The following is a 13,616-nucleotide window of genomic DNA, read 5'->3' on the forward strand; positions in this document are numbered from 1 at the left end:
CGTCTACTCCTCCACAGCCTGCCAGGCTTCTGCAACAGTATGGAACGAGCCGAAGACTACCACTTGATCACCGGGAATGGCAGCCGACAGGGCTGCGTGGACCGCGTCTGCCACACAAGCATATTCTGCCGCTGCGGCATCCGCAGGCAGCACAGCACGCAGTGCCGCTGTAGAAGCAGACCGGGCTATCGCAGGGGCGGCCAGATACCAGATCGCACGGGTATCCTCCGCAAAGACACCGGCAACGGCTTCACGGGGCTTATCGGCCATCATGCCGAAAACCAGATGACGGCGGCCCGGGCAATCCGCTAGCAGGTCATGGAAACGCTGCACCGCAGGCAGGTTGTGTCCCACATCAAACCAGCAGTCGGCGCCCTGAATACGACGGTATTCGCAACGCCCCATGAGCGTCACCCCCGCTACTGCGGCAATCTGGTGAGCCTGCAAGGAAAACCCGGCCAGCGTCATGGCCTGAACAGCAGTGCACAGGTTGTCCCTTCCCAGGGTCACCTCTGTGGGTAGCGGTATTCGCTGACCATCGCAGAGCCGCAACAGCCCCTCGTGCAGGCCAAAATCTCGCCCGGCCAATACCCCCCGGGCCCCGTATTGCGCAACACAATCAGTCAGATTAGCGGGCCAATCCAGCTCGCCAAATACCAGAGGGATTCCGCGCCGGGCAATGCCACATTTTTCGGCGCAAATGGCTTCGCGGGTATCACCCAGCCAATCCTGATGATCGAGGCCCACCGAGGTCACCACGGACACATCGGGGTCGACGATATTCACTGCATCCAGCCGCCCGCCAAGTCCCACCTCCAGCAAGACGAGGTCCGCCCCGCTATCGCGGAACAACCACAGCGCGGCCAAGGTCGTGAATTCAAAATAGGTCAGCGGCACAGGCGGCTCGTCGCCGTGCCCTTGTCGTGCCAGCTCGACCTGATCAAAGGCCGCACAAAGCTGGGCATCGCTGGCCAGCCCGTCAGGCAAGCGCACCCGTTCATTGAAATGCAGGATATGTGGCGAGGTATAAAGACACACCTTGAGGCCCAATTGCTCGGCCAGAGCGGTCATCAAGCGAAGGGTCGACCCCTTGCCATTGGTGCCCGCTACGGTAATAACCGGCATGGCCAGGCTAGCCACCTGAAGACGCTCCGCTACCTCAAGTAAACGTCCCAGACCCAGCTCAATGTCAGCCGGGTGCATCGCTTCAATACGGAACAACCAGGTGGCCAGCGCCTCCGCGGCGGGAGACGCCGGCACCGCCGGGTGAGAAGGGTCAGTCATTCACGGCCAGAGGCCAACCCAGCATGTTGGCCAAAAGACGGTGCAGGGTATCGCGCATCTCGTGACGGCTCACGATCATGTCGATGGCACCGTGCTCGAGCAGGAATTCGCTGCGTTGGAAGCCTTCCGGGAGCTTCTGCCGTACGGTCTGCTCAATCACTCGCGGACCGGCAAAGCCAATCAGGGCGTTGGGCTCTGCCACGTTCACGTCCCCCAGCATGGCCAGCGAGGCAGACACGCCACCATAGACGGGGTCTGTCAGCACGGAAATGAAGGGTAGCCCCGCCTGACGCATTTTTTCCAGCGCAGCAGAGGTTTTCGCCATCTGCATCAGCGAAAACAGCGCCTCCTGCATCCGCGCGCCGCCACTTGCCGCAAAACAGATCAGTGGCAACTTGTGCTCCAGACACACGTTGACCGCACGTACAAAGCGCTCACCGACCACCGACCCCATTGAGCCACCCATAAAACTGAATTCGAAGGCACAGGCCACCACTGGCTCACCGTGCAGGGAGCCTTTCATGGCAATCAGAGCATCATTCTCGTCAGTGTCCTTCTGGGCTGCGGCAAGCCGGTCCTTGTACTTCTTGGAGTCCTTGAACTTGAGACGGTCCACCGGCGCCAGGCCGGCCCCGATCTCCGTCAGGGTTCCTTCGTCCAGAAACAGCTTGAGGCGCCTGCGGGCACCGATGCGCAGGTGATGCTCGCACTTCGGGCACACGTCCATGTTGCGATCCAGCTCTGGCCGGTAAACCACTCCATCACAGCGCGGACACTTGCGCCATAGCCCTTCGGGTATATTGGTCCGACGGCTTTCCTGGGGGCGCCGTACTGCGGGTAGGATTTTTTCCAGCCAGTTGCTGCTGCTCATGCAAAGGTCCTTACGTGTCCATGGCGGTGCGCATGGCAGACAGAATGTCACCGATAGCACCGTTGATGGCTGCAGGTTCCTTCTGGAACTTGTCAATCTGGTTCACCAGAGCACTGCCCACCACGACACCGTCGGCCACACGACTGACAGCCTGCGCCGATTCTGCGTCCTTGATACCAAAGCCGACCCCGATGGGCAATTTGGCAAGATTGCGAATTGTTTCAACCCGGCTCGCCACTTCGTCCACATTCAGGGCAGCAGAGCCCGTTACTCCCTTCAGGGACACATAGTACAAGTACCCTGAACCCGCCTCGCCAATCAGTTTGATACGGGCATCCGATGTCGTCGGCGCGACCAGAAAAATAATGTCCAGGCCGTTGGCATCCATGATCGGTTTAACCTCCAGAGCTTCCTCCGGCGGCAGATCGACCAGCAGCACACCATCTACCCCAGCCTCAGACGCCGCGCTGGCAAACGCCTCGTAGCCCATCACCTCGACCGGATTCAGGTAACCCATCAAGACGACAGGCGTCTCGGTATCGGTTTCACGGAAGGTTTTCACCATGCCCAGAATGTCACGGGTGGAGGTGTTCTGGGCCAGGGCACGCTCACAGGCCAGCTGAATCACCGGGCCATCGGCCATCGGGTCGGAAAACGGCACCCCCAGCTCAATGATATCGGCACCCGCTTTGACCATGTCGTGCATCAGCGGCACCGTCACGGCTTTCTGGGGATCTCCAGCGGTGACGAAAGGAATCAGAGCCTTGCGATTCTCACCGGCCAGACGCTCAAAACAACGTTCGATACGACGCATTAACGATAACTCCTTAAAACTTGATACCGTCAATGTCGGCGACGGTCAGAATATCCTTGTCCCCACGGCCGGACAGGTTGACCACGATGTTCTGCTCCGGGCTCATGGTGGCCGCCAGTTTCTTGGCATAGGCCAGCGCATGAGACGATTCCAGAGCGGGCATGATGCCCTCTACCCGGGTCAGCTCCCGGAACGCCGCCAGGGCTTCCTGATCATCCGCCGCCACGTATTGCACCCGACCTACATCTTTCAACCAGGAGTGCTCGGGCCCGACACCGGGGTAATCCAGCCCGGCAGAGACAGAGTGGGTTTCGATGATCTGACCGTTATCATCTTCCATCAGGTAGGTACGGTTGCCATGCAGCACGCCCGGACGGCCGGCTGACAATGGCGCCGCATGGCGGCCCGTCTCGATACCGTCACCCGCCGCTTCTACCCCGTACATGGCCACGCCATCGTCATTCAGGAACGGATGGAACAGGCCGATCGCATTGGAGCCCCCCCCGACACAGGCCACCAGCGCATCCGGCAGCTGACCGGCTTGCTTGAGGCTCTGATCGCGGGCTTCGCGGCCAATAATGCACTGGAAATCACGCACCAGTTGCGGATAGGGGTGGGGCCCCGCCACGGTACCGATGATGTAGAAAGTGTCATCCACATTGGTGACCCAGTCGCGCATGGCTTCATTCATGGCGTCTTTCAGGGTTTTGGAACCCGAAGTCACGGGAATAACTTCCGCGCCCAACAGCTTCATGCGGTACACATTGAGCTTCTGACGTTCCACGTCTTCCGCACCCATATATACCTGGCACTTGAGCCCAAGACGCGCCGCCACGGTAGCGGTGGCAACACCGTGCTGCCCTGCCCCGGTCTCGGCGATCACCCGAGGTTTGCCCATGTGCTTGGCCAGCAACGCCTGACCGATGGTGTTGTTTACCTTGTGAGCGCCAGTGTGGTTCAGGTCTTCACGCTTGAGCCAGATGTTTGCGCCACCCACTTGCTTCGACCATCGCTCTGCCAGGTAAAGCGGAGACGGACGGCCCACGTAATGGGCCAGGTCATAGTCGAAATCCGCACGGAATTGCGGATCATCCTTGAGACGCTCATACATGGCCTTCAGTTCGTCCAGAGCCCCCATCAGGGTCTCGGAGACAAAGCAGCCGCCATAGGGACCGAAATGGCCACTTGCGTCAGGAAAAGCAGAAAAATCAGGGCGTTCAGACACCAGCTACTCCTCGTGTTTTGACACTATTGATAAAGGCTCGGACAGCAGCGGCATCCTTGATGCCGCCCTGGCGTCGACCCTGAACCGTCAACAGTTCAACGCCGCCGCTTACATCCACAGCCCAGGGCCTCACCTGTGTCACGGCGTCGGCCACGTTGCCCGGGTGCAAGCCACCAGCCAGCACCAACGGCAGGGACAAATTGCCGGGCAATCTGTCCCAGTTAAAGGTTTCCCCGGTTCCTCCCGGTACACCAGCGACATAACTATCCACCAGCAAACCTGCGGCCTCATGGTATTGGCCGGCACAGGCATGCAGATCCACATCATCCTTCATGCGAACCGCCTTGATCCACGGACGCGCGAACTGGCTGCAATACACCGGCGTCTCATCACCGTGGAACTGAAGCAGATCCAGAGGGACAGTACTCAGCACATCCTGCACCTGTTGCTCAGGGGCATTCACAAACAAGCCCACCGTGGTCACGAACGGCGGCAAGGCAGCACAGATAGCAGCAGCGCGCGCCACTGACACGTAACGGGGGCTGGGCTCATAAAACACCAGCCCGATGGCATCCGCACCCGCTCTCGCAGCAGCAAGGGCGTCTTCAATTCGGGTAATGCCGCAAATTTTGACCCGGGGAATGGTCATGGGTGCTCCAGTTTAACAGATGGCGGAGAATCCGGGGGGCTATTATGCCTCAAGACTCACCCAGTTGGTGAGGCAGCCATAGCGGGCCCAGCGGCTCCTTGGGCAGTGCGAATTCCGGCGGGTATTCGATATCCACCAGATACAACCCATAAGGCGGCGCAGTGGCAGCCCCGACTCGCCGATCACGGGCTTCGAGCACCTCTGCTGCCCAGCCTGGCGCCTGCTTGCCTGCCCCAACGGTCATCAGCACACCAGATATATTACGCACCATGTGCATCAAGAACGCGTTAGCGTGAGCTTCCAGAATCAATACTTTGCCGTGCTCGTACAGCCTCAGGCTGTGCAGTGTCTTGACTGGCGATTTCGCCTGACAGTGAACGCTGCGGTAGGACGTAAAATCGTGAGTCCCTTCCAGAAGGCATGCCGCTTCGCGCATGCGCTGCACGTCCAAAGGCCGGTGATTCCAGGTCACCTGATTGCGATACAGAGCGGGAGGTCGACCATTGTTGTAAATCACGTAACGGTAGCGACGACTGACCGCAGAAAAGCGGGCGTGAAACTGATCGCTGACCGGAGTTGCCCAGCGTACCGAGACATCATAAGGAAGATTCGTGTTCACCCCCATGATCCAGCTTTTCATGGCTCTCGGGGCATCCGAGTCAAAATGTACGACTTGCCCTGTGCCATGCACACCGGCGTCGGTACGCCCGGCACAGACCACGGCAACCGGATGATTGGCCACTTTTGAGATCGCCTTTTCGAGGCATTCCTGTACCGTGCGCACACCAGCTTGCTGGGTCTGCCAACCCCGAAAATCGGTTCCGTCGTACTCGATACCCAGGGCGATACGGGCCATGACTCTCTCTATTCGCTGTGATCAGTGATCAACGCCACGGATAAAACAAAGGGGGCGATACCTTAAGGCATCGCCCCCTTTTTTCCCAGCCGGGTCGTGAAGATTAACCGACCTGGGACATCAACTCACGGGCTTCCGCCTGTTGCTGATCATTCCCCTCGGCGATTACTTCGTTAAGAATATCCTTGGCGCCCTCAGAGTCACCCATGTCGATGTAGGCCTTGGCCAGATCAAGCTTGGTGGCATTCTCGTCAGTCTCACCCAGGAAGTCGAAGTCATCTTCGTCACTGAGCATGTCATCGTCGCTGCCCGCGACATCCGCAGCCGGCGTTTCAGCAACCGGTTCCGGCACATTCACAGGCACTTCAGGCTCAGCATCGAAAGACACGTCGTTCAGAGAGGACGCATCATCCAGATCCACATCCAGCGCATCGGCTGGTGCGTCTTCACCCGACTCGATGCTCAGCACGTCATCACTGTCGTCGGCGACCAAGTCTTCGAGAGACAATTCGTCTTCGTCTGCGGTAACCCCGGTCACCTCAGTGGTCGGCGATTCGAGCTCGGCGGCGTCAAAATCCAGAGCGGTAATATCGTCCAGGTCCGCTGATGCGTCTGCGTCCAGCGCTTTCTCGGCTTCGTCCAGTTCCAGGTCCAGATCGGCAAGGGTGTCTTCTTGCTCAACCTTGCTGTCACCAGCGTCATCGCCATCCAGTTCCAAGTCATCCAGAGACAGGTCCAGCTCTTCGTCTTTGGCTGGCTCTTCGCTCACTTCAGTGAACTCGCTGCTCATGTCATCGAGAGACAGATCACCATACTGGGTGTCGTCATCGCCTTCGAAAGACGCGCTACCCACATCATCCAGATCCAGCAGCGACGAGGCTTTCAGCGACTGCTTGTCAGCGTCACTGAGTTCGGGCTCTGCAGGCTGCTCCGCTTGCGGCTCATCCAGCGTCAGAGTGAAGTCATCATCGGCATTTTCAGTGGCTTCATCCAGAATCAGGGTCTGGTCTTCGCTGCCAGCCGCGCTGTCATCCAGCTCGAAATCAAAGTCCGCAAGTTCGTCCGCGGCTGCCGAAACGTCAGCTTCGCTCTCTTCAGGCTCCATGGTGGGCACCTCATCGGTGTCCGCTTCCATGGTGGGAATTTCCGGCTCGTCCAGATCTGAGGACAGCCCCATTTCCAGGTCATCCAGAGACAACTCTTCCTCGGTGTCCGCTGCGACGGCAGACACGTCACCACCCAGACGGCTGATGGCTGCGTCCACATCACCTGACACACCGCTAAAGGCGGTAGCCTGCTGCTGGAAGCCGGCCTCGTCATTCATTTCCTTGAGCAATTCCAGCAAGCGGATTTTCAGGTCGTCGCGCTGGGGATGCTTGTTGATTTCGTTGCGCAGGAAATCGACGGCTTGCGGGTAGCGACCATAGGCCACGTACACGTCCACATCTTCCATCGGGTCCTGACTGCCCCCAGCGGCGGCAACGGCAGCCTCGGCATCATCGTCTTCGGCATCAGCCTCTACGACAGGGGCGGTTTGCTCGTCGTCAAGCTGCAGACCGAACTCATCCTGGTCATCAACGTTGTCGGCGTCATCAAACAGGGAGGCTTCGCTCTCTGCAGTGTCCTTGCTCTTGCCACGCAGCACCAGGAAGATCACCAGCAGAAGCGCCAGAAGACCCAGTGCGATGTACAACAGGTTTTCCATCAACAGATCGACAATGCCTGGCTCGGAAACGGCAGGCGGCTGCGCAGGCGCGGCCGGCTTGGGTTTCACGACTTCAGGGGCCTTGGTCACTGCCGGCTCGGCGGCCACGGGCTCTTGCGTTTCGGAATCCGCGTCCACAGCGTCATCACCTGTGGCATCTGTCTCGGTGGTGGCATCAGTGTCAGCCAGCTCTGAGGCCTCTTCGCCAGCCTCTTCACCTTCAACCATCAACTCGGAAGATTCCGCTTCGTCAACAGCTTCCGGCTCCACGGCCTCGTCCGTCGCAGCCTCTGCCTCAGCAACAGCTGCATCCGCCTCGGCTTCGCCAGCCTCTGCGACAGGCTCGGGCTCCGCCATCAGCGGATCATCGCTACCACTTTCCACACCCTTAGCTTCACGCAGTTTGCGCAGTTCTTCCTGCAACTGGGCGATTTGGTCGTTTCGCAGCTTGAGTAACTGCTCACTGGTGGCGTTCTGCTCTTGCAGATCATCCAGTCGCGACTTCAGTTCTGCATTTTCGCGGTCCAGCTGATCAACTGTCTCATCACGGATCGCCAGCTCATTTTCCAGGACCGCTGTATTGGCACTGCCCTGTTCAGACGAGCCAGTGCTGTCACCATCACCGACGCCAGCAGTGGATTCCGGGGCGACCAGCTTCACCTGACCCTTTTCGGGCCCCGCTGCAGTGTCATCACTGTCCGCGGTCTGACGACTACCATCAAGTTGGGCTCGCTGTTGCGGCATTTGCACACCGCGCTCTTCGAGCATGTCACGCCATTTGCGGTTCTGGTCTGCCACTTCTGCCAGGGCAGAGCGAGTGGAAATGTTGCGTACTTCCTGTTCGCTGGGAATCCGCAGCACGGTCCCCTCACGTACCAGGTTAACGTTGTTATTAATGAAGGCATCAGGATTCATTTCCTGAATGGCCACCAGCATTTGCTGGACAGACACACTGTTGGCAGGACGATTGTTCAGCGCAATCTGCCACATGGTGTCAGAAGACTTGACCGTGTAGGTCTTGCGAGGGCCGCTGGCTGCCGGCTGCGAGGGCGAAGACGTTGCCACTGGTGCGCTGGCTGGCGCGGGAGCACGACTCGCAGGTGCCGGGGTCGGGGACGGCGCCTGGGTACGGGTCACGGGTTCGGGAGCACGGGTAATCACCGGCGCCGTGGTGGTCGCGGTTTCCGCGAAGCTGGGCGGGTCCAGCAACACGGTGTATTCACGCATCAAACGGCCGGTAGGCCACAGGAATTCAACCAGAAAATTCAGGTAGGGTTCGCGAACCGGCTGGTCGGTGGTGATATGCAGGACAGCCTTGTCCTTGCTGGTCACCTCTACCGCGAATTCGAGCCGGTTCAGGAAATAGGTACGGTCAACCCCTGCGGCATCAAACTCTGTCTGGGGCGCCAGATTGACCAGAATTTCCTCAGCTGTCAGGTCACCCACTTCATGGAGAGACACTTCCATATCCAGTGGCTGATTCAGATAGGAATTCAGTTCGTATTCCCCAACCCCTAATGCTGCCGCGATTCCCGGCGTCATGATCGCCAGTGCGGTGAAGCCTAACCCAAGTTTTCGAAGCATGGTCGAACCCTTTATTTATTATGTTTCCCGCGCTCAGCCCGATCCCGCGGGCGCTACCGGACGTACCCGAGGCGGCAAGCAGTCCTATGACACTGTTCACACATTCTGCCCCAGCTTGGGCGCAAAACCTAGAAACCGCGTCACATAATGTCAGTAAGTATCCATTACAGATAGTCTTTTATCAACTTCTCGACTATCTCTACCGCATTCAGGGCAGCCCCCCAGCGGACATTGTCAGCGACCGTAAAATAGCTCAGGTTGCCGGAAGCTTCCATATCTTCACGTACACGGGAGATACACAGACTGGGCTCCCCTTCCGCGGAGGCCACCGGTGAAAGGGTCTGCGCATCCTCTGCATCACCTGTTTCAAGCCCTTCCCGGGTTTCCCAGAGAGCCAGAGCCTGCCCGGCCGAGATCCCCTGAATGCTACGAACCGACACACTTTGCGCATGACCATAAAAAGCAGGGACACGCACCACCGTAGCGGTCACGGCGCCCACCTGCTCCCCCAGAATCCGTCGTGTTTCCAGCATCAACTTCAGCTCTTCGCTGGTATAGCCGTTTTCCTGAAGCTGGCCACTGACAGGCAGTACATTGAAGGCGATCTGCGCCTGGGCGGCTTCACTGGGAGCCAGACCATTAAGCAGTCGAACGCTCTGCTGGGCCAACTGATCCACACCCGCCTTGCCAGTAGCAGACGCCGCCTGCAGCTGGGTGACTGTCACATCGGCGATCGGACCCAGTTCCAGCAAGGGAATCAGCGATCGGGTCAGCTGCACTGTCGCCGCATCCGCACAGGCCACCAGATTCCGTTCCCGAGCCCCGGCCAGCAGCTCATCGTTAACCCCGGACACCAGCAACGGCACATCGGGCTCATAACGATAGGCGGGTGAGAGATCCACCACCACCGCGCCACTGTCGGCAGCCTTTTCAGCCAACGCCTGGCTCACTGCCGCACCTGCCGCAAAAATCGCGACTTCTACCTGAGTGAAATCGAACGACTCGGCAAGCCCCACCGTCAGGTTCTTGCCCCCGAAGGCGACCTTCGCCCCCGCACCATTTTCTGACGCCAAAACAAAAAGCTCGCCGACCGGAAATTTCCGGTCGGCGAGCAGTTTGACAATGGCCTCTCCGACCAGGCCGGTGGCACCGACGATGGCCAGGTTTACAGACCTATCCATTGTGTTACTTCCTTAACGCTCCATCAGGATACGCAGCATGCGACGCAGAGGCTCGGCAGCCCCCCACAACAGCTGGTCACCGACGGTAAAGGCATTGAGAAAATCGTTGCCCATGTTGAGTTTACGCAGACGGCCAACAGGAATCCCCAGTGTCCCGGTTACCGCTGTCGGCGTCAGGTCACGCAGAGTCTCTTCCTTGTTGTTGGGCACAACTTTCACCCAATCATTGGAGCGTGCAATGATGTCGTTAACTTCATCCAGAGGCACATCCCGAGTCAGCTTCACAGTCAACGCCTGGGCATGACAACGCATGGCGCCGATACGAACGCAGGTGCCATCCAGAGCAATAGGATTAGCAGAACGACCAAGAATCTTGTTGGTCTCTGCCTGGGCCTTCCACTCTTCCTTGCTCTGCCCGTTTTCCATTTCCTTGTCGATCCAGGGCAACAGGGAGCCGGCAAGAGCATGCCCAAAATGGGTTGCAGGCAAGTCATTGCTGCGCATGGTGGCCGCCACCTGGCGATCAATATCCAGAATCGCGCTGGCAGGATCCGCCAGACGATCTGACACATCTCCGTGGATCTTGCCCATCTGTGCGATCAGCTCACGCATGTTCTGGGCACCGGCGCCAGATGCCGCCTGATACGTCTGGGAACTGGCCCACTCCACCAGCCCCTCATTGAACAGGCCACCCAGCGCCATCAGCATCAGGCTGACGGTGCAGTTACCACCCACATAGTCCTTAACACCGTTATCCAGCGCCTGATCAATCACGCTGCGGTTAACCGGATCCAGCACAATTACGCTGTTGTCCGCCATCCGCAAAGCGGAGGCAGCATCAATCCAGTAGCCCTTCCAACCTGCTTCGCGCAGCCTTGGATACACGTCATTGGTGTAATCACCACCCTGACAGGTCACGATCACATCGAGACCTTTGAGTTCATCAATGCTCTTGGCATCGCCCAACGCAGGAATGTCCTTACCCACATCCGGGCCAGCCTGTCCGACCTGGGAGGTCGAGAAAAAGACCGGTTCGATATCTGCAAAATCATTTTCAGCAATCATGCGCTCCATCAATACGGAACCCACCATGCCACGCCAGCCGACAAAACCGACTTTCTTCATTGGAAACTTGTCTCCTGAAAGGTTTGCCCTTTCTTTAAGTGAATAAACAGGTTTCAGCCTCACGGCTGTTACGCGCTGGCCAGAGCCTCGGCCACGGCGCTACCCATTTCTTCGGTGCTCACTTTGCGAGTGCCATCCGTGTAAATGTCCGCTGTACGCAGTCCTTTATCCAGGACCGATTCCACTGCCGCTTCGATGGCATCAGCCACATCACCGCGCTCCAGGCTGTAACGCAACAGCATGGCAAGCGACATAATGGTCGCCAGCGGGTTGGCAATGCCCTGGCCGGCAATATCCGGTGCCGAGCCATGACAGGGTTCGTACAGACCCTTGCGGTTTTCATCCAGGGACGCAGAGGGCAACATTCCAATGGAGCCGGTGAGCATGGCGGCTTCATCAGAGAGAATGTCACCAAACAAGTTGCCGGTGACAATCACATCAAACTGTTTCGGCGCACGCACCAACTGCATGGCCGCGTTGTCCACATACATGTGCGACAACTCGATTTCGGGATAATTCTTGGCTTCTTCCGTGACCACTTCTTTCCATAGCTCGGTCACTTCCAGCACGTTGGCCTTGTCGACTGACAGCACACGCTTGTCGCGCTTCATGGCCAGCTCGAAAGCCACTTTGGCGATACGGCGCATCTCGGATTCGGAGTACACGTAGGTATTGAAACCCACACGCTCGCCATTCTCTTCCTTGATGCCGCGGGGCTGACCGAAATAGATACCGCCGGTCAACTCTCGCACAATCAGGATATCCAGGCCGGAAACCACTTCCGGTTTCAGGCTTGAGGCATCTGCCAGCTGCGGAAACAGAATCGCCGGGCGCAGGTTGGCAAATAGCCCCAACGAAGAACGCAGGCGCAGCAGGCCGCGCTCCGGACGCTTGTCCCGCTCAATCGCATCCCACTTGGGGCCACCAATAGAGCCAAACAGAATCGCATCCGCGGCACGTGCCTTGGCCAGAGTACCTTCCGGCAGCGGGTCACCTTCAGCGTCCACTGCCGCGCCGCCCACCAGAGCCTCATCCAACTCGATATTGAGGCCGAATTTTTCGGTTGCAACGTTCAGCACCTTTACCGCTTCATTAACGATTTCCGGGCCGATTCCGTCACCGGGCAACACCAGTACCTTGCTCATTCACTGCTTCCTGTTTCTACTGCTATACCCTTACGGGCATGATTAAAAGTTTTTGGTTTTCAACACGGTATCCGGGGCAGCCGCATTGATCAGTTCCAGGGTGTAATCACCCTTGCCTGCCGCTGGCTTGATCCGTACCTGGTACGTACCACCTTCGTCGAAAGTGTGACGAAACTTGCCAAAACGCAGAATGCCACCCTGGTCAGCAAACACCTCGATAGTATGCTTGCCTGCTTCCAGATTGACGGTATCGGCACCAGCCTGTTCGGATACCCGCTCACCATCCACTTTGAAGATGGATGCTTTGGCAGTCGAACTGGTTGGCATTTGCCAGCCACCCGCATCATCGTCACTGGCTGGCGCCGACAATTGGTTATCCACCGCCAGTCTGGCCAGGTTTTCCCCTTGTGGAGCATCGTACATACCGGTAGATGCACAGCCGGCCAAAACCAGCACCGATACAATCGACAAAATCCTTAACATAACGCCTCCTTGGTGTTTTTCTTTTAATCGCCCGGGCTCGGTTATTCGAAGACCCAGGGTTCCTGCTCAGCACGGCGTTGTTCATAGGCACGAATGGTATCGGCCTCGTTGAGCGTAAGACCGATCTCATCAAGACCGTTCAGCAAACAGTGTTTGCGGAATTCATCAATCTCGAACGGCAGCGGCTCCCCCGCTTCCGGGATGACCTGCTGGTTTTCCAGATCAATGGTAATCCGGAAGCCTTCCTTGCTTTCTACCGCCTGGAACAGGGCTTCCACGTTATCTTCCGACAACACAATGGGCAACAGCCCATTCTTGAAGCAGTTGTTGTAGAAGATGTCAGCAAAGCTTGGTGCCAGAATGGCCCGAAAACCAAAATCCATCAGCGCCCAAGGCGCGTGCTCACGACTGGAACCACACCCGAAGTTGCGGCGGGTCAACAGAATGCTGCCCCCCTGATAACGGGGCAAGTTGAGCACAAATTCTTCATTTTTCGGGCGTTTACTGTTGTCCTGGCCGGGAAATCCCTCATCCAGGTAGCGCCACTCATCAAACAGGTTGGGGCCGAAACCGGTCCGTTTGATCGACTTCAGAAACTGCTTGGGGATGATCTGATCCGTATCCACATTGGCGCGATCCAACGGAGCAACCAGACCGTCATGACGTACAAACTTTTCCATGATTTTCTCCTCGC

The 13,616-nt window shown here is 58.0% G+C and carries 12 protein-coding genes; all 12 read right to left on the reverse strand.

The window, feature by feature from the left end; translation table 11 throughout:
* Window positions 1–3: 3 nt before the first annotated feature.
* The 12 genes from A15D_RS04765 to leuD all read right to left on the reverse strand — a co-directional run bounded on the left by A15D_RS04765 (window position 4) and on the right by leuD (window position 13,602).
* The gene (locus A15D_RS04765) at window positions 4–1,284 is read right to left on the reverse strand and encodes a folylpolyglutamate synthase/dihydrofolate synthase family protein (RefSeq protein WP_102790977.1); all 1,281 of its coding nucleotides are present in this window, start codon (window positions 1,282–1,284) and stop codon (window positions 4–6) included.
* Window positions 1,277–2,155, reverse strand: coding sequence for an acetyl-CoA carboxylase, carboxyltransferase subunit beta (gene accD / locus A15D_RS04770; protein ID WP_102790978.1), 879 nt, complete (start codon window positions 2,153–2,155; stop codon window positions 1,277–1,279). The genes A15D_RS04765 and accD overlap by 8 nt, the downstream gene beginning before the upstream one ends.
* 10 nt (window positions 2,156–2,165) lie before the next feature.
* Window positions 2,166–2,969 (reverse strand): tryptophan synthase subunit alpha, encoded by an 804-nt coding sequence (gene trpA, locus A15D_RS04775; RefSeq protein WP_102790979.1) that lies wholly within the window; start codon window positions 2,967–2,969, stop codon window positions 2,166–2,168.
* A gap of 13 nt (window positions 2,970–2,982) precedes the next feature.
* A complete protein-coding gene (trpB, locus tag A15D_RS04780) occupies window positions 2,983–4,194 on the reverse strand; it encodes a tryptophan synthase subunit beta (RefSeq protein ID WP_102790980.1) in 1,212 nt (403 codons plus the stop codon).
* On the reverse strand, window positions 4,187–4,843 hold the full coding sequence (locus A15D_RS04785; protein WP_102790981.1) for a phosphoribosylanthranilate isomerase: 657 nt from the start codon (window positions 4,841–4,843) through the stop codon (window positions 4,187–4,189). Before A15D_RS04785 ends, trpB begins: the two co-directional genes overlap by 8 nt.
* A 49-nt stretch (window positions 4,844–4,892) precedes the next feature.
* Window positions 4,893–5,699, reverse strand: coding sequence for a tRNA pseudouridine(38-40) synthase TruA (gene truA / locus A15D_RS04790; protein ID WP_102790982.1), 807 nt, complete (start codon window positions 5,697–5,699; stop codon window positions 4,893–4,895).
* A 103-nt stretch (window positions 5,700–5,802) separates the two neighbouring features.
* Window positions 5,803–8,988: a FimV/HubP family polar landmark protein gene (locus tag A15D_RS04795; protein ID WP_102790983.1), complete on the reverse strand. Its 3,186-nt coding sequence runs from the start codon at window positions 8,986–8,988 to the stop codon at window positions 5,803–5,805.
* Between the two features lie 164 nt (window positions 8,989–9,152).
* Window positions 9,153–10,169, reverse strand: a complete 1,017-nt coding sequence (locus A15D_RS04800) for an aspartate-semialdehyde dehydrogenase (protein ID WP_102790984.1) — start codon at window positions 10,167–10,169, stop codon at window positions 9,153–9,155.
* A gap of 12 nt (window positions 10,170–10,181) precedes the next feature.
* Window positions 10,182–11,294, reverse strand: coding sequence for an aspartate-semialdehyde dehydrogenase (asd, locus tag A15D_RS04805; RefSeq protein ID WP_022986605.1), 1,113 nt, complete (start codon window positions 11,292–11,294; stop codon window positions 10,182–10,184).
* A 68-nt stretch (window positions 11,295–11,362) separates the two neighbouring features.
* Entirely contained in the window at window positions 11,363–12,439 is a 1,077-nt protein-coding gene (gene leuB / locus A15D_RS04810; protein ID WP_022986606.1) for a 3-isopropylmalate dehydrogenase, read from the reverse strand.
* A gap of 42 nt (window positions 12,440–12,481) precedes the next feature.
* Window positions 12,482–12,922: a hypothetical protein gene (locus tag A15D_RS04815; protein ID WP_102790985.1), complete on the reverse strand. Its 441-nt coding sequence runs from the start codon at window positions 12,920–12,922 to the stop codon at window positions 12,482–12,484.
* 41 nt (window positions 12,923–12,963) lie between these two features.
* Window positions 12,964–13,602 carry a 3-isopropylmalate dehydratase small subunit gene (leuD, locus tag A15D_RS04820; protein ID WP_102790986.1) on the reverse strand — a complete coding sequence of 213 codons (639 nt, stop codon included), beginning with the start codon at window positions 13,600–13,602 and terminating at the stop codon, window positions 12,964–12,966.
* Window positions 13,603–13,616 lie beyond the last annotated feature (14 nt).

This window comes from Alcanivorax sp. MD8A (assembly GCF_002888555.1).
In the GTDB taxonomy this organism is placed as follows: Bacteria; Pseudomonadota; Gammaproteobacteria; order Pseudomonadales; family Alcanivoracaceae; genus Alcanivorax.